Genomic DNA, 22,282 nt, shown 5'->3' with positions numbered 1-22,282 from the left:
CTCGCCGCCCCCTGCATCTAAGGCGCATCGAACAGGCGGGATCAACCACGCGTCCAGGCGGCGGAAAGCTGGTTCACTCCGCCGCCGCGGGTTTCGGCGCGGTGACCGCGGTGCGGGTGCGCAGGCCGAGGACGGTGACGAGGGTGACCGCGCACAGCGCCGTCAGGTAGAGCGCGAGCGGGTTCGAGGACCGCGTCGCGGCGTACAGGGAGGTGGCGACGATGGGGGTCAGCGCGCCGCCGATCATGCCGCCCACCTGGTAGGCGATGGAGATGCCGCTGTAGCGGAAGCGCGTGTCGAAGAGCTCGGTGAACAGACCGCCTTGGGCGCCGGACATGATGCCCTGCACGATGGCGGCGACGAAGAACCCGAGCCCGGCGGCCGCCCAGTTCCCGGTGTTGACCAGCGCGAACATCGGGAAGGGCCAGATGACCGCGGTCAACGCGCCCAGCACGTAGACCTTCTTCGCGCCGTAGCGGTCCGCCGCCAGGGCCGCGACCACGATCGCCGCGATCCACACCAGCGTCGACAGCAGGATCAGCGTGAGCAGGGTGGGGCGCGAGAAACCGGCGACCTTCGTGCCGTAGGTGAGCATGTAGACGATCACCATGTAGCCGGTGGCGGGCGGGGCGATCGAGGCCAAGCAGGCCAGCACGAGGTTGCGCGGTTCGGAGCGGACGAGTTCGCCGAAGGGCATCGTGCTCACGCCTTGCCGTTGCTTGACCTCGGCGAAGTCGTGGGTGTCCTGCAGCCGGGCGCGCACCAGGGTGCCGACCACCACCAGCACGATGCTGAGCAGGAACGGCACGCGCCAGCCCCAGGAGGTGAAGCTGCTGTCGGGCAGGCCGGACACGGCGAGGAAGGCGAGGTTCGAGGTGAGCACGCCGATCGGGACGCCGAACTGGGCGAAGCTGCCGTAGAACGCTCGCTGGCGGGGTTGGGCGTGCTCGGTGGCGATGAGCACCGCTCCACCCCACTCGCCGCCGACCGCCAGGCCTTGCAACAGCCGCAGGCCCACGAGCAGCAGCGGTGCGCCGAGCCCGATGGCGGCGTAGGTGGGCAGCAGTCCGATGCAGAACGTGGCGCCACCGGTGATGACGAGGGTCACGACGAGCATGGACTTGCGGCCGATCCGATCGCCGAAGTGCCCGAACAGCGCCCCGCCGAGCGGTCGCGCGATGAAACCCATGGCGAAGGTGCCGAACGCGGCGATGGTGCCAGCGGCGGGTGAGAACTGCGGGTAGAACAGCGTGCCGAAGACCAGCGCGGCCGCGGTGCCGAAGATGTAGTAGTCGTACCACTCGATGGAGGTGCCGACGAGGCTGGCGGTGAGGATCGTCCGCTTCGACGGACCGGGTCTCGTGTCGGGTGCTGCCACGGCTGCGGACTCCTTCGGACGGAGGGACCGATGCCGTCCGGCGCGAACGGCGGCGGGCTGCCACCGCCATCCAAGTGGGTGCGGCCCCACCGTGCGCGAGTCCGGCGTCGCCTCCGGCCCGCGCCTGCTGTCGCAGCGCGAACGGGACGAATGTCGCTTGTGCGGGCAGACCGCCCGTTGCGGACCTCCCGGGCGGTGCGGTGGAGCACGATCGCCGGCGGTCGACGTCCGAGCCGCTACCGTCGGTGCGGACACGACGGGGCAGCGGAGGTGGCACCGGATGGAGCAGTCGGAGCGGACCGTGGTCGGTGTGCTGGGCTTGGGCGAGGCGGGTGGCGCCTTTAGCACCGACCTGGCTGCGGCGGGCGCGGTCGTGCGCGGTTACGACCCGGCGGTGACAGCGGGGCCGGAGCTCGTCGCGGCGAGCAGCGAGGCCGACGCCGCCGACGGCGCCGACCTGGTGCTCAGCGTGAACCGCTCGGCCACCGCCGTGGCGGCGATGGAGGCCGGGATCGGCGCGCTGCCAGAGGGTTCGGTGTGGGCCGACCTCAACACGGCGTCACCGGCGACGAAGCGGCGGCTGGCAGAGATCGCCGAGCAGCACGGCGCTGCCTTCGCCGACGTGGCGATCATGGCTCCGGTCCCCGGACCGCGGTTGCGCGTGCCGATGCTGGTCAGCGGCACGGGCGCCGAGCGCGCGGCGGAGCTGCTGCGGCGCTTCGGAGCGAACGTCGAGGTGCTCGACGGGCCGGCGGGCCTGGCGGCAACGCGGAAGCTGCTGCGCAGCGTGTACTTCAAGGGCATGGCGGCCTCGATCGTGGAGGCGTTGGAAGCAGCGAGGGCAGCAGGCTTCGAGGACCTGCTGCGCGAGAACATCATCGCCGACTTCACCGCTGCCGGGCAGTCCACTGTGGAGCGGATCATCTCGGGCACCCACCAGCACTCGCGGCGCCGCACCGACGAGATGGCCGCAGCCGCCGAGATGCTCACCGACCTCGGCGTCTCCCCCGCCATCGCCACGGCCAGCAGAGACCTCCACGCCCGCCTCACCGAAGAACAGGCCTGAGTGGGAGGACCACGACGGAAGCAGCTGGTCAGGCCTGGGTGTAGTGCTTCGGGAGGTGGTGCACGGGACACGGGGGTGGATGATCTTGGAATGAGTGAGCCCCTCCGGGTCGGTGTGGACCACCACATCACACGCCGAACACGCAGGAGGTTCCTCGTGTGTCACCGTAATGCCCCGTTGACCGAGACCGCCGCCGCAAGCCGCCTGGGTCTGGCGGTGGTGCCGGTCGTGTTCTGCACCGGGAGATGCGGCTGCCGCCGCTCACTTGACGCTGCGCAACCACGCTGTGCGAGGTGCGCGAGGTTTCACCCCACTGAAGCGTTGCGGCGAGGCAGAGCCCGGCGTGGTAGTTGCGGGCGGTCTCATCACCCGCTCCGGCCACCGGTTGAAGATCTTGTAGATCGTGTTGACAACCGCACCCTGCTCGACGAACGGGCCCACGACCACCCCTACGACTCCGAAACCCAACGCCGTGCCGCCCTGCCCCACCCGTCCTCCACGACACACCGGGCCAGGCGCAGCCTGCCAGCCGCTTCTTCACATGCGGGACCCCCTTGCACCGCGGCAGGCCCTGAGCGGTTTCGTGGCGAGTACGCCGAGACGCCGTGCACGACAACTGTTCAAGGAGCGGCGCGCGGAGACCGCGGAGCCGCTCAGGACCTGCCACCCGCACCGCCACGCAGAGCGACCGCCTAAGCCAATGGAAGACCAAAGCGGAGTCGGGCGCGCAGGTCCCACAGGGCCAGGTTGTACGGAAACCGTCGCAGCGGGCGGGGGACGTACTTCAGCGCCCCGGCGATGGTCGCGATGATCCGGTCGAAGCGGGCCTGGTCGGCTTCCGTCCAGGGCAGCCGCATCTGATCGCGGAACTCCGGTGGCAGGAACCCGGTGGTCATGAAGACGTTGAGCGGTCCGAACGCGGTGCTCAGGGGTGCCGGCAGGAACTTCAGCGCGGCCACGTCGTGCAGGAAGTCGCGGACGGTGTCGTCGACGCGGACCTTCTCGAGCTGCTCGTCCCAGTAGCGGTCGAACTCGGCGCGGGTCGGCGGCCACATGTCCTCCCGCACCTGCAGCGTGGTGCCCAGGGCGGCGGAGGAGCGGTAGACCTCGTCGAGCTCGTCGGGGTCAGCGAGGTCGCCGAAGAGCCGGTAGATGTCCTCGACGCCCTTGTACAGGCACGCGGCCACCCACAGCTGCAGCTCGGGGTCGAAAGCGTTGTAGCGCACCGGGCTCTGCTCCGTGGAGCGGACCTGCGCGTGCTGCTTGTTGACCGCGCGCCGGAAGGCCTTGCGCTCCTCGTCGTTGCCGAGCATCGCGACGGCGAGGTAGGTGATCGTGGTGCGGGTGCGCTTGACCGGGCGCTTGAAGAGGTTGCCGCTGTCGACGCGGCTCTCCACCACTCCGTACCCCACTCCGGGGTGGCTGAGCTGCATGATCACGTTGGCCGCCCCGGCCAGCACGCCGACGCCGAGCACCGAGTCGTCGACCTGGGTGCGCTCTGCCGCACGTCCCTGCATGGGCACGACCTCCTGGCTCCGCGCCGACGCGCTGATCTGACAACAGTTGTTTTCAAATACATGAGACGAGCAGCCGCGAGAGATGTCAAGATGTCCCGGTGGCCACCACTCCCCTGCGCGTCTACGGCGGCGTGACCGGTTCCGACCGCCAGGCCGGACGCCGCGCCGTGTTCATCGAGGCCGGACTGGAGCTGCTCGGCGCCCCCGAGGGCGAGCCGAACCTGACCGTGCGCGGTGTGTGCCGCCAGGCCGGGCTGGCCAACCGCTACTTCTACGAGAACTTCCGCGACCGCGACGAGCTGGCCACGGCCGTCTACGACCACGTGGTCGACGAGATCGCCACCACGGCCCTCGACGCGGTGGTCGCGGTCGAGGACCCCGAGCTGAAGGTCAGGACCGGACTGGCCACGATCGTGCGGCTCATCGCCGAGGACCCCCGCCGGGGACGACTGCTGTTCTCCCCGTTCCTGGCCGGGACGCCGCTGGCGCACCGGCGGACCGAGTCGACGCGGCTGTTCACCCAACTGCTCGGCACCCAGGCCCGGCAGGTCTACCGCGTGCAGGTCGGGGTGCGGCTGGAGTTGCTGTCGAGCTTCCTGGTGGGCGGTCTCGCACAAACGCTCACCTCGTGGCTCGACGGTGACCTGCAGGCCTCGGAGAGCGAGGTCGTCGAGTGGTGCAGCGAGATCTTCCTCGCCACCTCCGGGTTCCCGCAGTAACGCCGCACTTCACCAGGACGGGAGCGAACCGTGACGTTGACCGACCGGATCACCAGGGCCGTCGCCAAGCCGCGCACCGACGACGAGTTCGACGCCCACGCCGAGTTCGCCGAGGTGCTGGACGGGATCGGGATGAGTCCGTCCGACACCGGCGGGCAGGTGCGGTTCCTGGGCGCTGATCCGGTCGCGCCGAGCACCCTGCGGCTGGGCGGAGCGGCGGCGATCACCCTGGCGGCGAAGTCGGCGGCGATCGCGCGGCTGTGGCGGTTGCGCGGCGGCGAGGGCCAGGACATCGAGGCCGACCTGCGGTCGGCACCGCACCGGCTGTGCCCCTTCTACGACCGCAAGTGGGAGCTGCTCAACGGCTATCCCGGTGCCGGGCAGTCCAACCAGGCGTTGGGCTTCCGCTTCTACCCCACCGCCGACGAGCGCTGGATGATGCCGCTCAACCCCTACCCGAAGATCAGGGCCGGGGCGCAGCGGCTGCTCGGCGTGCCCGAGGACTCGGAGGCGGTGGCAGCGGCCATCGCCGGGTGGGACGCTCGAGAGCTCGAGGAGGCCGGCGCGGAAGCCGGTGTGGTGATGCCGATGCTGCGCACGGCCGAGGAGATCCTCGATGAACCGCAGTACCGCGACCACTTCGCGACGATGCCGCTGGTGGAGGTCGAGCGCATCGGCGACGCCGAGCCACAACCCCTGCCGGAGGGCGCCGAACAACCGCTGTCGGGGGTGCGGGCGCTGGGCATGGGGCACGTCATCGCCGGCGCCGGAGCCGGACGCGCGCTGGCGTTGCACGGCGCCGACGTGCTCAACCTCTGGCGGCCGGGCGAGTTCGAGCACGAGGGCGCCTACATCAGCGCCAACGTGGGCGTGCGCTCGGCGACGGTGGACCCGCGCGCACACCGGCAGCAGGTCACCCGGCTGCTGGCGGGCGCGGACGTCTTCTACGCCAACCGGCGTCCCGGCCACCTCGCCGAGATCGGCCTGTCCCCCGCCGAGGCTGCCGAGCTGCGCCCCGGCATCGTGCACGCGACGACGACCCTCAACGGGGAGCACGGGCCGTGGGCCGACCGGGTCGGGTTCGACCAGACCGCAGGCAGTCTCGTCGGCATGATGCACCTCGAGGGCGACGGCACCCGGCCGCGTCTGTCGCCGATCCTGGTGGTCAACGACTACGTCGTGTCGTGGTTGCTCACCGCCGGGATCGTCGCCGCACTGACCCGCCGGGCCACCGAGGGCGGCAGCTGGCGGGTGCACGTCTCGCTGACCCGGGCGGCGCTGTGGATCCTCAGCCTCGGCGTGTTCGACCAGGCCTACGCCACCGAGGTGGCGGGACGCGGCGAGCAGCACGGCTACCTCGACCCCGAGACGTTCACCGCCGACACCCCGCTCGGCCACTACCTGGGCGTCACCGACCAGGTCCGGATGACCGCCACCCCGGGCCGCTACCGCCACGTCCTGTCCCCCAGAGGCGCCGACCGTCTCGAATGGCTCTGAGCCGCGCGTCTTCCCAGCCAGCTAGCCGTACTCCATCGCACCATCAGGTCGCGGTGGCCCCGGTGCAGCGGCGCGCCGTGGTGCCCACGTCGGACGCAACGCGCGGTCGGACCCGGAGCACCCACCACCCCACGCACCCTCACAGGCGCGGCAGAGCCCCTCTTCCAGGCCCCCGCCTCGCGTACCGTCGCGTCGCATCGCGTTCGAACTCCGGGCGAACTTCGAGCCCGAAGTTCCCGGAACTTCGCGCGAAGGTCGAACGGGGACTCAACGGGCACCGAGGTACCTCACCCTGACCGGGCGAGGGGTGACATGTCGCGCGACATGTCACCCCTCGCCCGATCGGTGGCTCAGGTGGCCGTGTTCGGCGCGCATCACGGGCGGCGCACGGGGTCCGCGGCGCCGCGGTGTTCTTCTCGGTCTCCCCGGAGCCGCCGTGCTCTCCTTTCTCGGGACTCCGCGGAGCTGCTGCCCTTCCCCTTCCGGGGTTCTTGCCACCGACGCCGTGAGGCGCCGCGACCTAGGTGATGACGCTGGGCAGGTAGGTGGCCGTCTCGGGGACGGCGATCATGACCAGGATCAGCGCGAACTCGATCGCGAGGTAGGGCGCGATGCCCTTGAACACCGCGCCCAGGTCGAGTTCGGGGACGACCGATTTCATCGTGTAGAGGTTCAGGCCGACCGGCGGGGTGATCACCGCCATCTCGAGGTTGACCACCAGCAGCACCCCGAACCACAGCGGGTCGAAGCCGAGCTCCTCGATGGCGGGTACCAGGATCGGGGTCACCACCAGCATCAGCGAGGCCGCGTCGACCAGGCATCCGAGCAGGACCAGCACCAGCATGATGCCGACCAGCACGACGTAGGGGTGCACGTCCAGGCCGACCACGAAGTCGGTGAGGTTCTCCGGAACCCGCGCCACGACGAGCATCTGGGTGAACACGAACGCCGAGCCGACGATGGCCAGCATCGCCGCGGAGACGGTCGCGGTGGAGGCGAAGATGAGCTTGAGGTTGGCCCACCCCAACTTCCGGTACACCAGCCCGGTCATCGCCACGGCCAGCAGCGCACCGATCGCGGCGGCTTCGGTGGGCGTGGCGAACCCGGTGTAGATCGAGCCGAGCACCAGCGCGATGAGCACCAACGCCGGGGTGATCTTGCCGATGGCGGCCCAGCGCTCCCGCCAGCTGAAGCGCTCGCCGTCGCGAGGCGCGCTCGCGGGGTTGAGCTTCGCGCGCACCACGACGTAGCCGATCATCAGCCCGGCGAGCAGCAGGCCGGGCACGATCCCACCGGCGAACAGCGAAGCGACGCTCTCACCGGTGACCGAGGCGTAGAGGATGAACATCAGGCTCGGCGGGATGAGCATCGCCAGCGCGCCGGAGGCCGCGACGGAACCGGCGGCGAAACCCGGTTTGTAGCCGCGCGAGAGCATCTCGGGCACGGCCATCCGCCCGATCAGCGCCACCGAGGAGATGCTCACGCCGGACATCGCGCCGAACAGCGTCGAGGAGGCGATGGCCGAGGCGCCCAGCCCGCCGGGCACGCGGGTGAACCAGCGGTGCGCGGCGGCGAACAGGTCGCGCCCGAGGCCGGTGACGGCGAGCGCTTCACCGAGCAGGATGTAGAGCGGTGCGGCGACCAGCGCGTACTCCTGCAGCTGCGCGCCCATCGCCAGCGGCACCAGTTTGAGGCCGCCGAAGCCGGACAGGCACAGCAGACCGCTGATGCCCGAGACCGCCAGGGCGATGAAGATCGGCGTGCGCACCACGATGAGCACCAGCAGCAGCACCACCGCCAGCACCACGATGAGGCCGTGGGAGAGGATCACGCGTGGGCTCCGTCCTGTGCGTCGTCCGCGCCCGCGGCGGTCGCGGCGAGTTCGGGTTCGGCGTGCGGCGGGAACAGCACGGCCACCAGCAGCAGGAACGTCCCGGACACGGCGAGGAGCAGGTCCGGTATCCACAGTGGAACGCTGAAGGTGCCGGAGCCGGTGAGCCCGTGGCCGTAGGACAGCGCGGTGGCTTGGAAACCGGTGACGGCCAGCACGAGTCCGAGCAGCGCGGCGGCGGTGGCGGTGATCCCGTCGGCAGCCCGTCTCAGCCGTGGCGGCAGCGAGCGGTGCACGAGGTCCATCGAGATGTGGTGGCCGGTGGCGTAGAGGTGCGGCACGGCGAGCACGGTCATGGCCAGCACGGCGCTGGTGTTGAGCGGGTAGGCCCAGTCGGTGGGCGCGCGGAAGGCGTAGCGGGCGATGACGTCGTAGCTGATGGACAGCATCATCAGCCCGGTGGTGATCATCGCCAGCAGCGCCAGGGACTTGGTGCCGATCAGCACGATGCGGCGGAGGTGGTTGAGCATCGTCGCTCCTCAGGCGTCGCGGATCAGCTCGAGCGCGCGTTGCGCGGCGGCGGGGTCGCCCAGCAGCGCGCGCCAGCGTTCGTGCACGGCGGAGACCGCGTTGCGGAACGGCCGCAGCCCGGCCTCGTCGAGCTCGACCAGCTCGACGCCCGCCTCGCGCACCGCGGGCAGGTAGTCGTGCTCGTGGACGTCGACGAGGTTGGCGGTGCCGTCGCGGAAGAGCACCCGGCCGGCTTCGTCGAGGGCCTGCTGCTGGTGCGGCGGCAGCGAGTCGTACCAGTCGGCGCGGCAGTAGGCGTCCACCGTGTACGCACCGAAGTGGGCGGCGGTGCCGTAGCGCAGGATCTCCTGCAGGTCGCGGGAGACGACCGTGCCGAGGTAGCTCATCATCCCGTCGATCGTGCCGCGTTCGAGCGCCTGGTAGAGCTCGGCGGAACCGAGGAAGACCGGTGCGCCGCCGAGGGCTTTGACCGTCTCGCCCTCGATCTCACCCGCCACGCGCAGGCGCAGCCCGCGCACGTCCTCCGGGCTGCGGATCGGCTTGTCGATGGTCCAGAGGTACTCGAAACCGGTGGCCATGCCGCCGAGCATCCGCATGTTCTGCCCGGTCAAGCGCTGGTTGATCAGCCGTGAGACATCGCTGCCCGGATCGCAGGCGCGCAGGTAGCGGCCGAAGTCCTCGGTGGTGAACGGCAGTTCCAGCGATCCCAGGATCGGGAAGCTGGAGGAGACGTAGGAGCTCGTCTGCACGACGACATCGGCGATGCCGTGCAGCATGCCGGGCACCAGCTCCTCGGCACCGAGCAGTTGTCCGGAGGGGAACACGTCGAAGTCGAAACCGCCGAGTTCGCGGGCCTCCCCGAGGAACATCTCGACGCCCGGGTACAGGTCGTCGTAGGAGGTGGTCAGGTAGGTGGCGGCCACCGGCCGGCGCGCTCCGGGCGCGCAACCCGTGACGCCGGCGAGGACGCCCAGTCCGGCCGCGGCGAGCACGCTCCGCCGCGACACCGGGTTCATCGCGCGCCTCCCGGAGGCCGCGGGGACAGCACTTCGGGAACCGCGTCGTTCACCGGCGAACTCCTCTCACGCACGAGCCGCCGGAGGTTCGCACCACGAACGGAGGATGACCAACAAGATCTTCCCGCTCAGCGGAAGCTCACCGCGGGGGTGTCGCGAAGCGCGTGACGAGGTCCTGCCAACCGGCTTCGAGGCGGTCGAGCGGGAAGCCGCGCTGCTCGACGAGGTGGTGCACCAGCGCGGTGTCGATGGAGGCCAGCAGCGTCTCGGCGGCGAGCTCGACGTCCGCGGCGGCGTCGGTCCGGCGCAGCAGGATCGCCAGGTGGCTGCGGCGCAGTGCGCGCGCGGGCACCAGGCACCGGCGTTCGGCCGGCGGCTGGGCGGCGAGGTAGAGCTCCACGTTGTCCCGCTCGTGCCGCATCACCGCAGGCCCGAAGGCGCGCAGCCGCTCGACGGCGGGCGCACCGGGCCCGAGCGGCGGCGGACCTTCGAGGAAGGCCTGCTGCAGCTGCTCCTCCACGTGGTCGAGCAGGGCCAGCAGCAGACCGTTGCGGTCGCCGAACCGGCGGAACACGGTGCCCTTGCCGACCTCGGCCTCGGCCGCGACGGCGTCCATGGTCAGGCTCGCGGCACCGCAGTCGGCCACCAGGCGCGCGGCGGCGTCGAGGAGCTTGGCGCGGTTGCGGACGGCGTCGGCGCGTGGCCTGCGCCCCTCCGCGGCGGCGGTGATGTCGAGCTCCACGGGCCCGGACAGGGTCTCGGCGGTCGGTCCGAACCGCGGCATGCCACCACTCATGCGCACAGCGTAACGCCTCGCACAAGGAACTGGACCACAGTCCGCTTCGGTGGTAGAAAGCAATCGGACCACGGTCCGCTTGCCTTCCCACCTTACTCCTCACCTGGAGAGATACCCATGACCGCCAAGGTCCTCGCGCTCGTCGGCAGCCTCCGCGCCGGTTCGCACAACCGCCAGCTCGCCGAGGCGGCCCGCTCGCACGCCCCCAGCGACGTCGAGATCGAGATCTTCGACGGTCTCGGCGACCTGCCCTTCTACAACGAGGACGTCGACACCGAGGCCGAGGTGCCCACCGCCGCCACCCGGCTGCGCGAGGCCGCCGGAGCCGCGGACGCGTTCCTGCTGTTCGCGCCCGAGTACAACGGCACCATCCCGGCCGTGCTCAAGAACGCCATCGACTGGCTCTCCCGCCCGTTCGGTGCGGGCGCCCTGTCCGGCAAGCCCACCGCGGTGGTCGGCACCGCCTTCGGCCAGTACGGCGGGGTGTGGGCGCAGGACGAGACCCGCAAGTCCGCCGGCATCGCCGGCGCCGCGATCGTCGACGAGGTCAAGCTCAGCATCCCCGGCTCGATGACCCGCTTCGCCGAGACCCACCCGGCCGACGACCCGGAGGTCGTCGAACAGCTGACCACGGCCCTGGACAAGCTCAAGGCCAACCTCCCCGCGTGATCCGTCCGGCGGCGGTGTGGAGGAGAGGGCCATACCGCCGCCGGTGTTCACAGGGTTAACGTTGCCTCCGTGGCTGGTGGAACGAACTGGGCGGGGAACCTCACCTACCGGGCGCAGCGCACGCACCGCCCGAGCAGCGTCGACGAGGTGCGGCGGCTGGTCGCCGGGTCGGAGCGGATCAAGGTGCTGGGCTCGCGGCACTGCTTCAACGACATCGCCGACACCAGCGCCGACCACCTCCGCCTCGACGGCCTGCCCGACGACGTCGAGATCGACGGTGACATCGCCTGGGTGCCCGGCGGCATGCGCTACGGCGAACTGGCGCCCAAGCTCGCGGCCTCCGGGCACGCGCTGCACAACATGGCGTCCCTGCCGCACATCAGCGTCGTCGGGGCCACCGCCACCGGCACGCACGGCTCCGGCGTGCGCAACCCCTCGCTGAGCGCCGCGGTGGCCGGACTCGACATCGTGCGCGGAGACGGCGAGTTCGTGCGGTTGCGGCCGGACGACCCGGACTTCGCCGGAGCCGTGGTGCACCTCGGGACACTGGGCGTCGTGACCCGCATCGGGCTGCGGGTGCAGCCCTCCTTCGACGTCGCTACGACCGTGCACCTGGGGCCGAGCTGGGACGTCCTGCTCAGCGAGTTCGAGAAGATCACCGCCGCGGCCTACAGCGTCAGCGTGTTCACCGACTTCGACGAGCTGGTGCAGGTGTGGGTGAAGTCCCGCGTCGGCGAGGACGTGCCCGCCGAGTTCACCGGTGCCCGCCCGGCCGAGGTCCCCACGCACATGCTGCGCGACACCGGCATCGAGAACCTCACCGAGCAGTTGGGCCTCGCCGGGGCGTGGTACGAGCGGTTGCCGCACTTCAAGGCCGGCTTCACCCCCAGCAACGGCGACGAGCTGCAGAGCGAGTACTTCGTGCCCGCCGAGCACGGCGCGGCCGCGCTGGCGGCGCTGCGCCCGCTGGCCGACAAGATGGCCCCGCTGCTGCGGGTCAGCGAGGTGCGCACGATCGCGGCCGACGACCTGTGGCTGAGCCCCGCGCACGGTTCGGACTCGGTGGCCTTCCACTTCACCTGGCAGCCCGCCCAAGCCTCGGTCGAGGCGCTGCTGCCCGACATCGAGGCCGCGCTGGAACCCTTCGGCGGCCGGCCGCACTGGGGCAAGCTGTTCACCACCGAACCGGCCGACCTCGACCTGCTCTACCCCAAGCTCGCCGACTTCCGCTCGCTGGCGCGGCGTTTCGACCCCGCGGGCAAGTTCGCCAACGAGTTCCTGGCCCGCACGATCGGGTTGTGATGGCCGAGCGGCGTGGACGGCCGACCGGTCCGACCGGGCCCGTGGTGCGCCGCGCGCTGCAACTGCTCGACGCGTTCTCGCCGGAGCGCAGCGCGATGACGCTCAGCGAGCTGGCCCGCCACACGGGACTGCCGACCTCCACCGCCTACCGGATGCTCGGCGACCTGGTCGACTGGGGCGCGCTCGAGCGCGGCGAAGACGGCGCTTACCGGGTGGGACTGCGGCTGTGGGAACTGGGTTCGCTGGCACCCCGCGGCCTCGGGCTGCGCGAGCTGGCGATGCCGACGCTCGAGGACCTCTCGGCCGTGACCAGGGAGAACGTGCAGCTGGCGGTCCGCGAGGGCACCGAGGTCGTGTTCGTGGAACGCATCGCCGGCAGCGGAGCCGTCCCGGTGCGCACGCGCGTGGGCGGCCGGTTCGCCTTGACCGCCACCGGGGTCGGCCTGGTGCTGCTGGCGCACGCGCCCGCCGAGGTGCAGAACGAGGTGCTCGACGGGGAGATCCCGCGCTTCACCGACATGACCATCACCGATCCGGCGGCGCTGCGCCGGATGCTGGCCGAGGTGCGCACCTGCGGTTTCGCGGTCAGCGACCGCCAGGTCACCTGCGATGCGCTGTCGGTGGCGGCGCCGGTGTTCGACCAGCGGGACGAGGTCGTCGCCGCGGTCTCGCTGGTGGTGCGGCACGGGACCGCGACCGCGCTCTCGCTGAGCCCGCTGGTGCGCGCGGCGGCCCGCGCGATTTCGCGTGCGCTGGCCTGATCCACACCGCACCACCTTTACTGTCAAGATCAACAGCAATACCGTGTGGGGACCGGCGTCATCGCGACGGAGCTGACGGGAGCCCCACCATCGACACCACCTGCCCGACCCGCGACACCGTCGCGCCCCGCGTCGAGTGGACGCCCGGCGGGATGCGGGCCACCTGCTGCTGCGGCGCCGCGCGCGACTTCACCGAGGCGTCACCGATGTGGGACTGGCTCGCCTCCCACCCGCATTCGGACGATCAGGGCAGGATGGAGTCCACGTAGCCGCCGTCGACGCGCACCGCACCACCGGTCGTCGCGGAGGCCAGCGGGGAGCTGAGGTACACGACCATGTTGGCGATCTCCTCCGGCTCGATGAGCCGCTGCAGCAGCGACTGCGGCCGGTGCTCGCGCATGAACCGCCGCTGCGCCTCGTCCCACGGCACCGACGGGTCGACCAGCACGTAGACGAACCCCTCGACCCCGGCGGTGTGGGTCGGGCCCGCGATCACCGAGTTGACCGTCACGCCCGTGCCGGCGGCTTCCTTGGCGAACCCGCGGGAAGCGGCGAGCAGGGCGGTCTTCGACACGCCGTAGTGGATCATCTCGGCGGGGATCACCACGGCCGAGTCGCTGGCGATGTACTGGATGCGACCCCACCCGCGCTCGACCATGCCCGGCAGGTAGGAGCGCGTCAGCCGCACCGCGGCGAGCACGTTGACCTCGAAGTAGCGGCGCCAGTCGTCGTCGGTGATCTCCAGGGCGGGCTGGGCCCCGAAGATGCCGAGGTTGTTGATCAGCACGTCGACCTGCGGCAACGCCTCGAGCAGGCCGGCGGCCCCGGCCTCGGTGGTGACGTCGGCGGCCGCGGCGACGGCCTCGGCACCGGGCACGTCGTGCTGGATCCGCCGCACCGCCTCGTCGACCCGTTCGGGTGTGCGGCCGTTGATCGCCACCCGCGCTCCGGCCCGGGCCAGCCCCTGGGCGATGGCGTACCCGATGCCCTGGGTGGACCCGGTGATCAGCGCGGTGCGTCCGGAAAGATCAAGCTGCATGCCGCGAGGATAGGCCGCCACCCACCACCCTGCCGCGCAGCTCTCGCCCTCCGCGCAGCGGAGCGTGCAGCAGCACCTGAGCGGACTGGACCCGCGCACCACCTCTCGCACGTCGACGCACCGTCACGGCGTACGCCCCCAACCCGCTGAAGGACGTGCGACCAGCGCGAGCTGCACCCACGTTCAAACTTCGCGAGAACTTCGACGGGGAGCTTCGAGCCTCGAACTTCGCCAGAACGCCGACAGGGACTCCAGGCCTCGAATCTCGCGAGAACTTCAGCGAGGGGCTCCGGGCCTCGAACTTCGCCAGAACGCCGAGGGCTCCCCGTGCGGTGCGGGCGACCTGGAACAGTCCGCGGCGCGGCGTGCTCGAGCGTTTCCCGGTCCACAGCGGACCGGCCCGACCTGCGAGGACCTGGCGGTGCACCCGCACCGAGCGCCGGGCGGGCGTGCCGGGCGTCCGGAGCAGCGGGACTCCGGGCCCGAGATGCCGAACTAGGCGGAGACCCTTGAGCCGTGCCCCGGGCAGGGGAGCACTTCGGGCCGGACGGGCTCGGTTCGGTGTTGCGGGCGGCCGAGGCCGGATCGCCGTCGCGCGGTGCGACGTCGGTCCGACTTCCGGCCGCCGAGCTTCAGCCCTTCCAGTCGACGAGTTGGACGATGACGCCGTTGGGGTCGCGGACCTGGAAGGCCCGTTCGCCCCACTCCTCCACCGTCAGCGGCATGGTGATCGGCACGCCTTCACCGCGCAGCCGGGAGAGTTCGCCTTCCAGGTCCTCGACCTCGAAGGCGAGGAGGAGCCCGGCGGCGTGCACCTCGCGCTGGTCGTCGGGCAGCGTCGCCAGACCGCGCCGGAGGAACACCACGTGGAGCCCGGCATCGGACCGGGTCAGCGAGGCGAACCCGTCGGCGGCCATGGCCTCCTCGAAACCGAAGTGCTCCACCAGGAACCTGCTGGACGCCGGCACGTCCTCGACGTTGAGCGACACGGCAGTAGCCTTGATCCTCATCGTTCCCCTTCTCCCCAAGACCGTACGACGTACACTGTACAGAGTACGGAGGTGGTTGTGTGGTGGAGCGCAGCAGCGCCGGAGATCCGGGACGCACGCTGGAACTGCTGTGGCGGCACGAGTTGGGTGAGCGCGCGCCACAGCGCGGTCCGCGCAAGGCGCTGAGCATCGACCAGGTCGTCGACGCCGCGATCGCGCTGGCCGACGCCGAGGGCCTGGAGGCGGTGACGATGCGGCGGGTCGCCGAGCGCCTCGGCGTCTCGACGATGTCGATGTACACCTACGTACCGGGCAAGGCCGAGCTGCTGGACCTCATGCTCGACGGCATCTACCAGCGAATGCCGCGCGAACCCCTCGACGACCTGCCGTGGCGGGAGCGGGTCACCGCGGTCGCTGCGCAGAACCGCGAGCTCTACCGGCACCACCCGTGGGCGCTGAAGGTCTCGACAAGCCGCCCACCGCTGGGACCGGGCCTGATCGCCAAGTACGAGCACGAGCTCGGCGCGCTGCTGGGCCTGGGACTGGACGACGTGAGCGTCGACCAGTCGCTGACCTTGGTGCTGGACTTCGTGCAGGCCGCGGCCCGGTCCGAAGCCGAGGCGAAGGCCGCCCAGCGCGAGAGCGCCACCACCGACGAGCAGTGGTGGCGCGCCCACGAACCCGTGCTGGCCGAGGTGTTCGACCCCGAGGAACACCCCAACGCCGCGCGCATCGGCGCGGCCGCCGGCGCCGAGTACCAGGGCGCCTACAGCCCCGGCCACGCCTACGAGTTCGGACTACGACGAATCCTCGACGGCCTGGCCGCGCTCATCGAGGGGTGAAGATGATCCGCGTGGCGGTGCGGCTGGCAGCGACCCCGGATGACAAAGGCACGGCGGCCCGCGATCCCGCACCCCTCCCACGTGGCACACGCCGAGGCAGGCGTGTGTCACGTGGGCGGGGGCGGACATCCCGCGCGACATGTCCGCCCCGGCCGAACGGGTGAGGTGCGGCGGTAGCCGGCTGAGTCCCCCACCTGCGACGAGAGATGCCGGTGCCGATCTGGACGGTGGTGCTCGGCGGGGCCCTAGAGGTCCTGGTCCAGTTCTCCGGTGATGTCGAGGGGGATCAGCGGGGCTGGGCCTGCCGTGTCGTCGGGGGCTGCGGGGGCGTAGGCGAAGTTCTTGGCGCGGGCGCCGCCGTCGACGACGAAGTCGCAGCCGGTGATCAAGCGCGCGTAGTCCGAGCACAACCACGCCACCGCGTGGCCGATGTCGGTGGGCGTGCCGGTCGTGCCCATCGGCACCAGCGGCGTCCGCTCCCCCGCCCAGCGCGAGGGCCTGCGCCAGGGTTCGTCGCCGGTCTCGCCGCCGATGGCGTGGGCGCGCGGGCGGTCCAGCACTCCCCCGGGCCCGCGTTCGGCGATCAGCGCCGGGTTGTCCGGGGTGGGCGCGGTCGGGGTGAAGCTGTTGACGCGGATGCCGTAGGGCGCGAGGTCCATGGCGGCTGCGCGCACGAAGTTGTTCACCCCGCCCTTGTGGAAGGCGTAGGCGATGACGCCCGCGGTGCCGGACCAGCCGTTGGAGGAGGAGATCGCGACGATGGACCCGCGGATGCCTTCGGCGGCCATGTGACGGCCGACGTGCTTGGTGTTGAGGAAGTTGCCGAGAGCGGCGACCTCGACGGCACGGCGGAAGAAGTCGGGGCTCTCGTCGAGGACGCCCTTGCCGCCGAGTAGAGCGGCGTTGTTGACGAGGATGTCGACGTGCCCGAACCGCTCGACGACGGTGCGGACGTAGCCGGTGATCTGCTCCTCGTCGGTGACGTCGCCGGGGATGGCGATCGCGGTGCCGCCGTTGCGCTCGACGCGTTCCACGCACGCCTCGGCCGCCGCGGGGTCGAGGTCGTTGCAGGCGACCGTGGCGCCGTAGCGGGCCAGCGCCAGGGCGATGCCGCTGCCGATGTTGGGCCCGGCGCCGGTGACGATGGCGACCTTCCCCCCGAGTGAGATCTCCACGTGCGCTCCATTCCAGTGCCTCAGTGCTTCGCGGCAGGAGCAGCGGCGGCGCCGCCGTCCCTCAGTCCTCGCCGGGGTAGACCAGGGTGATGGCGTCCTCCGGTACGCCGAGGGCCTTGTGCAGCACGCCCCGCATGAGCGGTTTGGGCACCAGGCAGTCCTCGCAGGCCGAGGGACCCGCGGTGATGCGCACCCGCACCTGCCCTCCGGTGTCGGTGACGGCCAGGTCGTAGTCGTCGGCGGCCAAGGTGCTGCGCAGCTCGGCCAGGGCGGACTCGTCCATGCTCACGCCACTCCCCCGTCCTGTGCCGGGATGTGAAGGGCCCACTGCCCGGAGCGCCGCAGACCCCGGCGATCGGCGCGGGCGGCCGAGGACGTGCCGGTGGGCTCCTCGCGAGTCGGGACCGCCGGCCCCGGTAGCGGCCCAGGGGGCCGGCGGCGCTCCGAACGTTACGGACGGCGGGATTCCGCGCGCGACGGGCTTTTCGCGTCGCGGAACGCCGGTCACAGCGGGAAGTGGCTGGCCGCGAGGTGCCCCGGTGCGTGTTCGCGCAGCACCGGCTGCTCCCGCTCGCACCGGGCCTGCGCCCGCGAACAGCGGGTGCGGAACCGGCATCCCGTGGGCGGGTCGAGCGGCGACGGCGGTTCGCCGCTCAGCGGCGCCGGACGTCGTTGCGCGCGGCCGGATCCGGGCGTCGGGTCCGGGATGGAGGCGAGCAGCGCGCTCGTGTAGGGGTGGCGCGGTCGGCGGTAGAGGGACGCGGCCGGGCCGATCTCGGTGAGCTGCCCGAGGTGCATCACCGCGACCCGGTCGCTGACCTGCTTCACCAGGGCGAGGTCGTGGGAGATGAACAGGTAGGACAGGCCGAGCTCGCGGCGCAGCTGCTCGAAGAGGTTCAACACCTGGGCTTGCACCAGCACGTCCAGCGAGGACACCGCCTCGTCGCAGATCACCAGGGCGGGGTTGAGCGCGATGGCGCGGGCGATGGCCACTCGTTGGCACTGCCCGCCGGAGAGCTCCCCGGGGCGCCGGCGCCCGTGGGTGGCGGGGTCGAGCCCGACGAGGTCGAGGAGCTCCCCGACCCGCTCGCGGCGTGCTTCGGCGCCCCGCACCCCGTAGCCGAGCAGGGGTTCTTCGACGAGCTCGGTGACGCGCCAGCGCGGGTTCAGCGAGCCGAACGGGTCTTGGAAGACCACCTGCATCTCACGGCGGGCGCGCACCAGCTCCCGCCTGCGCAGCGTCATCAGGTCGGTGCCCTGGAAGACCACCTGCCCGGGACTTCGGCCGCGGCGACTGCAGCACCGACCTGGCCAGGGTGGACTTCCCGGATCCGGTTTCGCCCACCACGCCGAGGGTTTCGCCGGGGTGCAGGTCGAACGACACCCCGGACACGGCGTGCACGGTGCCGCCCTTGAGCCCGCCCGCGCCGCGTGCGGTGAACTGCTGCACGACGTCGCGAACGCGCAGCAGCGGTTCGCCGGTGCGGGCCGGTTCGGTCGCCTGCCGGTCTTCGACCGCGGTCATGGCGTCGCCTCCTCGTCGGTGGCCGGGTGCCAGCAGGCCCACCAGTGCCCGGGTTCGTGCTCGACGAACGGCGGCGCCTCGCCGCAGCGCTCGGTCGCCGAGGCGCAGCGCGGCCGGAACGGGCAGCCCTCCGGAAGCGAGGCGAGGTCGGGCGGTTGACCGGGGATGACCGGCAGCAGGGTGTGGGCTGGGCGCTCGAGCGTGGGGATCGCGCCGAGCAGGGCCCGCGTGTAGGGCATCCGGACGTGCTCGAAGAGTTCGGTGGTGGCGGCCTGTTCGACCGCGCGCCCGGCGTACATGACGATGACGTCCTGGGCGTAGGAAGCGGCCAGCCCGAGGTCGTGGCTGATGAGGATGACCGCCATGCCGAGGCGTTCCTGCAGGTCCAGCAGCAGTTCCATGATCTGGGCCTGGGTGGTGACGTCCAGCGAGGTGGTGGCTTCGTCGGCGATGAGCAGCCGGGGTCGGGCGCCCAGCGCGATGGCGATCATGACGCGTTGCCGCATGCCGCCGGAGAGCTGGTGCGGGTACTCGTGGAACCGCCGTTCCGGCGCCGCCAGCCGCACCAGGCGCAGCAGTTCCACGGCGCGTTCCCGCGCCTGGACGCGGTCGAGGTCGGTGTGGGCCCGGACGGCTTCGGTGATCTGGTCTCCGACGCGCATGGTGGGGTTGAGCGACCGGGCGGGGTCCTGGAAGACCATGGCGATGTCGGCGCCGCGGTGCCGCCGCACCTCCTTCTCGGGCATGCCGACCAGTTCCAGCCCGTCGAGCCGCGCTGACCCGGTCACTTCGGCGGTGGGTGGCAGCAGGCCCATGAGGGAGCGGACGCTGACGCTCTTGCCGGAGCCGGATTCGCCGACGATGGCCAGCATCCGGCCCGGGTGCAGCCGGTAGGACAGGCCGTTGACGGCGTGGACGTGCCTTCCGCGGCGGTGGAAGCGCACGCGCAGGTCGGCCACCTCCAGCAGCGGAGCGCTGCCGGAGCGCTCCACTGTGGACTGGCTGGTTCGGGTGGCGCGATCGATGCTCATTCGCCGCTCCAGCGGGATCGCAGGGACTCACCGAGCAGGTTGAACGCCAGCACGGTCACGAACAGCGCCAGGCACGGCCACACCACCAGCACCGGCGTCGCCGACAGGCTCTGCTGGCCTTGAGCGATCATGTTCCCCCAGCTCGGAGCGGGCGGCTGGATGCCGAGACCGAGGAAGCTCAGAGCGCCTTCGATGACGATGGTCAGGCCCATGCCCAGCATCGCGAAGGTCATCAGCTGCGGGGCGATGTTGGGCGCCACGTGCCGCAGCAGGACCCTCCACCCTGGCGTGCCGCAGAGTTCGGCGGCGGCCATGAACGGTTGCTCCCGCAGCCGCAGCGTGGCGGCCCGGGAGATGCGCGCGAAGGCGGGGACGCTGAAGAACGCCAGCGCCAGAATCGTGTTGGTCTGGCTCGCACCGAGGCTCTGGGCGACGGCGAGGACGAGCACCAGCGACGGGAACGCGATGAGCACGTCCAGGACCCGCATGATGACGGTGTCGCCGATGCCGCCCAGGTAGCCCGACACGGCACCGAGGGTGCCGCCGGCCAGCAGGCCGAGGACGTTGACGGCCACCGCCACGGTCAGCGACGCACGCCCACCGTGCAGGACGCGGGCGAGGATGTCGTTGCCGTTGGGGTCGGCGCCCAGCAGGTGTCCGGGCGTGAACGAAGGCAGGTAGGACTCCAGGACGTTGCCGCCGGTCGGCGGCGGGACCGGGAGCACGAGCGGGCCCAGGAAGCAGGCGACGACCACCAGCACGGCCGTGGCGGCGGGCAGGACGATCGGCAGGGTCCGGGTCCAGACCGGTCCGGGTGCGCGCACTGCCGGGGCGGTGTCAGCGACTGCCATAGCGGATCCTCGGGTCGAGCACGGCGTAGAGCAGGTCGGCCAGCAGGTTCGCGGCGACGGTGACCACGGCGAACAGCACGACGCAGGCCTGCACGACCACGTGGTCGCGGGTGTTGATGGCCTGCAGCAGCAGCTGGCCGAGTCCGGGCAGGGCGAAGATCTGCTCGATGATGACGGTGGCGCCGATCAGGGTGCCGAGGTTGAGGCCGACGACGGTGATCAGCCCGAACGCGGAGTTGCGGAAGGCGTGTCGCAGCAGCACCCGCCAGGGCCCGATCCCCTTGGCCCGGGCGGTGGTGATGTAGTCCTCGCCCTGCAGCTGATCGACCAGGTCACCGCGCAGGAACCGGGTGTACGTGCAGAACAGGCCAGCTCGCCCCAGGTGGTCTCGACGACGAAGTCGTGGGCGGTGGCGGCGTCGGCGAAGGTGCGCGTGGCGCCGAAGACCTCGGCCATCTCGCGCTTGAACGCCACCGGGTCCACCACGACCACGTTCTTCGCCCCGGCCATCCGGGCGCCCTGCACGGCGTTGCTGCCCACTCCCCCGGCCCCGTAGATCACCACGGTGTCCCCGGCGCGGACCCCGGCGGCGTGCACCGCCGATCCCCAGCCGGTGGGCACCCCGCAGCTGACCAGGGCGGCGACGTCGAAGGGGATGTCGTCGTCGATCTTGATGCAGGAGAACTCGGAGATCACCGCGCTCTCGGCGAAGGTCCCCAGCACGCACAGCCCGCCCAGGTCCTCGCCGTCGAGGTGGAAGCGGAAGGTGCCGTCGGGGAACATGCCGGTCGAGGCGTTCTTGCCGGCGTCGCAGAGGTTCTGGCGTCCGGTCGAGCAGTAGCGGCAGGAGCCGCAGGCCGGGATGAACGAGCACACGACGTGGTCACCGACGGCCACCCGGGTCACGCCCTCGCCGACAGCGTCGACGACACCGGCGCCTTCGTGGCCGCCGACCACGGGGAAGCGCATGGCCGCGTCACCCTTCTGGATGTGGTCGTCGGAGTGGCACAGGCCCGCGGCGTGGAACCGGACCCGCACCTCGTTGGCCTTCGGCTCGTCGAGCTCGACGTCGGTGCTCTCCCACGGACTGCCCGGCTTGCGGCAGATGGCGGCACGCGTGGTCATGCTCATGTGGACCCCGTTCCTGGAGAATCGGCACGACGCCTCCGCGCGGGGGCTTCACCCGGCTGCGAGGCGGATCACGCTCACCCGCGACGACCCTCACGATGCCCCGCGGCCCCGGCGACGGGCGAGACCGCTTCCGCGACGCGGAACAACCACCGCCCCAACCGACTTCGGTCACCGGGAAGCCGCTGGCACGAGGCAGCGCTTCGCGCAGCGGAGGGCACCCCGCGCTTCGAGCGTCACGCAACGAGGGCGACCCGGCATGCGCTTCGAACGTCACGCCGGGCCAGCCGGCCGGCAACGGCGGGCTGACCCCCGCTGCAGGGTCCGGTCAAGACCCGAGAGGGTGGTCCCGGCACCAGTGGCAGGACGCCCAAGCACTGCCGCGACGGACTTGGATCGACCAGGCACCCCGACCGCCCCGGTTCGAACTTCTCGCGAGGTTCGACCCGAGCTCGAGCACTCGCACCTCGCGAGAACGGCGACCCCGATCTCGAGCCCTCGAAGTTCGCGCGCACTTCGACCTCCGGGGTCCGGGGGTCGAAGTGCGCGCGACGTGTGGACGTTGCCGCGGGCCGCAGGTGGCGCTCGGCGACGTCGCAGGCTGGACCGACCTGGTGGG

20 protein-coding genes and 2 pseudogenes are annotated in these 22,282 nt (G+C 71.4%); 7 read left to right on the top strand and 15 right to left on the bottom strand.

The window, feature by feature from the left end; translation table 11 throughout:
• Positions 1 to 73 precede the first annotated feature (73 nt).
• The gene (locus tag EIL87_RS00610) at positions 74 to 1,378 is read right to left on the bottom strand and encodes an MFS transporter (protein WP_125088137.1); all 1,305 of its coding nucleotides are present in this window, start codon (positions 1,376 to 1,378) and stop codon (positions 74 to 76) included.
• Positions 1,379 to 1,658: 280 nt separating this feature from the next.
• Here EIL87_RS00610 and EIL87_RS00605 point away from each other — a divergent pair, with 280 nt between their 5' ends.
• Positions 1,659 to 2,444 (top strand): DUF1932 domain-containing protein, encoded by a 786-nt coding sequence (locus tag EIL87_RS00605; protein ID WP_125088136.1) that lies wholly within the window; start codon positions 1,659 to 1,661, stop codon positions 2,442 to 2,444.
• A 692-nt stretch (positions 2,445 to 3,136) separates the two neighbouring features.
• On the opposite strand, the gene EIL87_RS00600 is transcribed toward EIL87_RS00605, so the two are convergent.
• Positions 3,137 to 3,961, bottom strand: a complete 825-nt coding sequence (locus EIL87_RS00600) for an oxygenase MpaB family protein (RefSeq protein ID WP_125088135.1) — start codon at positions 3,959 to 3,961, stop codon at positions 3,137 to 3,139.
• A 98-nt stretch (positions 3,962 to 4,059) separates the two neighbouring features.
• Between EIL87_RS00600 and EIL87_RS00595 the strand changes: the two genes are divergently transcribed.
• On the top strand, positions 4,060 to 4,680 hold the full coding sequence (locus tag EIL87_RS00595; RefSeq protein ID WP_125088134.1) for a TetR/AcrR family transcriptional regulator: 621 nt from the start codon (positions 4,060 to 4,062) through the stop codon (positions 4,678 to 4,680).
• Between the two features lie 30 nt (positions 4,681 to 4,710).
• Positions 4,711 to 6,177 carry a CoA transferase gene (locus EIL87_RS00590; RefSeq protein ID WP_125088133.1) on the top strand — a complete coding sequence of 489 codons (1,467 nt, stop codon included), beginning with the start codon at positions 4,711 to 4,713 and terminating at the stop codon, positions 6,175 to 6,177.
• Positions 6,178 to 6,697: 520 nt separating this feature from the next.
• Here EIL87_RS00590 and EIL87_RS00585 read toward each other — a convergent pair.
• From EIL87_RS00585 to EIL87_RS00570, 4 genes are all read right to left on the bottom strand, one after another.
• Positions 6,698 to 8,008 (bottom strand): TRAP transporter large permease, encoded by a 1,311-nt coding sequence (locus EIL87_RS00585; protein WP_199740124.1) that lies wholly within the window; start codon positions 8,006 to 8,008, stop codon positions 6,698 to 6,700.
• Positions 8,005 to 8,538: a TRAP transporter small permease gene (locus tag EIL87_RS00580; RefSeq protein WP_125088132.1), complete on the bottom strand. Its 534-nt coding sequence runs from the start codon at positions 8,536 to 8,538 to the stop codon at positions 8,005 to 8,007. Before EIL87_RS00580 ends, EIL87_RS00585 begins: the two co-directional genes overlap by 4 nt.
• Before the next feature lie 9 nt (positions 8,539 to 8,547).
• Complete coding sequence (locus EIL87_RS00575) at positions 8,548 to 9,555, bottom strand: TRAP transporter substrate-binding protein (protein ID WP_125088131.1); 1,008 nt, start codon at positions 9,553 to 9,555, stop codon at positions 8,548 to 8,550.
• A gap of 139 nt (positions 9,556 to 9,694) precedes the next feature.
• On the bottom strand, positions 9,695 to 10,351 hold the full coding sequence (locus EIL87_RS00570; RefSeq protein ID WP_125088130.1) for a TetR/AcrR family transcriptional regulator: 657 nt from the start codon (positions 10,349 to 10,351) through the stop codon (positions 9,695 to 9,697).
• Positions 10,352 to 10,468: 117 nt separating this feature from the next.
• On the opposite strand from EIL87_RS00570, the gene EIL87_RS00565 reads away from it, so the two are divergent.
• The 3 genes from EIL87_RS00565 to EIL87_RS00555 all read left to right on the top strand — a co-directional run bounded on the left by EIL87_RS00565 (position 10,469) and on the right by EIL87_RS00555 (position 13,083).
• Positions 10,469 to 11,020, top strand: coding sequence for an NAD(P)H-dependent oxidoreductase (locus tag EIL87_RS00565; protein ID WP_125088129.1), 552 nt, complete (start codon positions 10,469 to 10,471; stop codon positions 11,018 to 11,020).
• A gap of 69 nt (positions 11,021 to 11,089) precedes the next feature.
• Positions 11,090 to 12,322, top strand: coding sequence for a D-arabinono-1,4-lactone oxidase (locus EIL87_RS00560; RefSeq protein ID WP_125088128.1), 1,233 nt, complete (start codon positions 11,090 to 11,092; stop codon positions 12,320 to 12,322).
• Complete coding sequence (locus EIL87_RS00555) at positions 12,322 to 13,083, top strand: IclR family transcriptional regulator (protein WP_125088127.1); 762 nt, start codon at positions 12,322 to 12,324, stop codon at positions 13,081 to 13,083. The genes EIL87_RS00560 and EIL87_RS00555 overlap by 1 nt, the downstream gene beginning before the upstream one ends.
• A 244-nt stretch (positions 13,084 to 13,327) precedes the next feature.
• Here the strand turns inward: EIL87_RS00555 and EIL87_RS00550 are convergent, their stop codons facing one another.
• Positions 13,328 to 14,122, bottom strand: coding sequence for an SDR family NAD(P)-dependent oxidoreductase (locus EIL87_RS00550; protein WP_125088126.1), 795 nt, complete (start codon positions 14,120 to 14,122; stop codon positions 13,328 to 13,330).
• A 632-nt stretch (positions 14,123 to 14,754) separates the two neighbouring features.
• Positions 14,755 to 15,132, bottom strand: a complete 378-nt coding sequence (locus EIL87_RS00545) for a VOC family protein (protein ID WP_125088125.1) — start codon at positions 15,130 to 15,132, stop codon at positions 14,755 to 14,757.
• Positions 15,133 to 15,194: 62 nt separating this feature from the next.
• Between EIL87_RS00545 and EIL87_RS00540 the strand changes: the two genes are divergently transcribed.
• Positions 15,195 to 15,953, top strand: a complete 759-nt coding sequence (locus EIL87_RS00540; protein ID WP_325049380.1) for a TetR/AcrR family transcriptional regulator — start codon at positions 15,195 to 15,197, stop codon at positions 15,951 to 15,953.
• 245 nt (positions 15,954 to 16,198) lie between these two features.
• On the opposite strand, the gene EIL87_RS00535 is transcribed toward EIL87_RS00540, so the two are convergent.
• From EIL87_RS00535 to EIL87_RS00505, 7 genes and pseudogenes are all read right to left on the bottom strand, one after another.
• Positions 16,199 to 17,128, bottom strand: a complete 930-nt coding sequence (locus tag EIL87_RS00535) for an SDR family NAD(P)-dependent oxidoreductase (RefSeq protein ID WP_125088123.1) — start codon at positions 17,126 to 17,128, stop codon at positions 16,199 to 16,201.
• 61 nt (positions 17,129 to 17,189) lie between these two features.
• Complete coding sequence (locus EIL87_RS00530) at positions 17,190 to 17,411, bottom strand: hypothetical protein (RefSeq protein ID WP_125088122.1); 222 nt, start codon at positions 17,409 to 17,411, stop codon at positions 17,190 to 17,192.
• A gap of 221 nt (positions 17,412 to 17,632) precedes the next feature.
• Positions 17,633 to 18,653 (bottom strand): annotated as a pseudogene (locus EIL87_RS00525) (ABC transporter ATP-binding protein).
• Positions 18,650 to 19,684, bottom strand: coding sequence for an ABC transporter ATP-binding protein (locus EIL87_RS00520; RefSeq protein ID WP_125088121.1), 1,035 nt, complete (start codon positions 19,682 to 19,684; stop codon positions 18,650 to 18,652). Before EIL87_RS00520 ends, EIL87_RS00525 begins: the two are co-directional and overlap by 4 nt.
• Entirely contained in the window at positions 19,681 to 20,535 is an 855-nt protein-coding gene (locus EIL87_RS00515) for an ABC transporter permease (RefSeq protein ID WP_125088120.1), read from the bottom strand. Before EIL87_RS00515 ends, EIL87_RS00520 begins: the two co-directional genes overlap by 4 nt.
• Positions 20,522 to 20,836 carry an ABC transporter permease subunit gene (locus EIL87_RS00510; RefSeq protein WP_233575957.1) on the bottom strand — a complete coding sequence of 105 codons (315 nt, stop codon included), beginning with the start codon at positions 20,834 to 20,836 and terminating at the stop codon, positions 20,522 to 20,524. The genes EIL87_RS00515 and EIL87_RS00510 overlap by 14 nt, the downstream gene beginning before the upstream one ends.
• A gap of 56 nt (positions 20,837 to 20,892) precedes the next feature.
• A pseudogene (locus tag EIL87_RS00505) lies at positions 20,893 to 21,666 on the bottom strand (alcohol dehydrogenase catalytic domain-containing protein); the annotation flags it as partial.
• Positions 21,667 to 22,282 lie beyond the last annotated feature (616 nt).

Source organism: Saccharopolyspora rhizosphaerae (genome assembly GCF_003931915.1).
Classification (GTDB): Bacteria; Actinomycetota; Actinomycetes; order Mycobacteriales; family Pseudonocardiaceae; genus Saccharopolyspora; species Saccharopolyspora rhizosphaerae.
The sequence above is the reverse complement of the archived record's forward strand: the minus strand, read 5'-3'. Positions and strand labels throughout refer to the sequence as shown.

Coding starts and splice junctions, on each gene's coding strand:
- EIL87_RS00605 (WP_125088136.1), top strand. CDS start 1,659: ATGGAGCAGTCGGAGCGGACCGTGGTCGGTGTGCTGGGCTTGGGCGAG.
- EIL87_RS00600 (WP_125088135.1), bottom strand. CDS start 3,961: ATGCAGGGACGTGCGGCAGAGCGCACCCAGGTCGACGACTCGGTGCTC.
- EIL87_RS00580 (WP_125088132.1), bottom strand. CDS start 8,538: ATGCTCAACCACCTCCGCCGCATCGTGCTGATCGGCACCAAGTCCCTG.
- EIL87_RS00575 (WP_125088131.1), bottom strand. CDS start 9,555: ATGAACCCGGTGTCGCGGCGGAGCGTGCTCGCCGCGGCCGGACTGGGC.
- EIL87_RS00570 (WP_125088130.1), bottom strand. CDS start 10,351: ATGAGTGGTGGCATGCCGCGGTTCGGACCGACCGCCGAGACCCTGTCC.
- EIL87_RS00565 (WP_125088129.1), top strand. CDS start 10,469: ATGACCGCCAAGGTCCTCGCGCTCGTCGGCAGCCTCCGCGCCGGTTCG.
- EIL87_RS00555 (WP_125088127.1), top strand. CDS start 12,322: ATGGCCGAGCGGCGTGGACGGCCGACCGGTCCGACCGGGCCCGTGGTG.
- EIL87_RS00550 (WP_125088126.1), bottom strand. CDS start 14,122: ATGCAGCTTGATCTTTCCGGACGCACCGCGCTGATCACCGGGTCCACC.
- EIL87_RS00545 (WP_125088125.1), bottom strand. CDS start 15,132: ATGAGGATCAAGGCTACTGCCGTGTCGCTCAACGTCGAGGACGTGCCG.
- EIL87_RS00530 (WP_125088122.1), bottom strand. CDS start 17,411: ATGGACGAGTCCGCCCTGGCCGAGCTGCGCAGCACCTTGGCCGCCGAC.
- EIL87_RS00520 (WP_125088121.1), bottom strand. CDS start 19,684: ATGAGCATCGATCGCGCCACCCGAACCAGCCAGTCCACAGTGGAGCGC.
- EIL87_RS00515 (WP_125088120.1), bottom strand. CDS start 20,535: ATGGCAGTCGCTGACACCGCCCCGGCAGTGCGCGCACCCGGACCGGTC.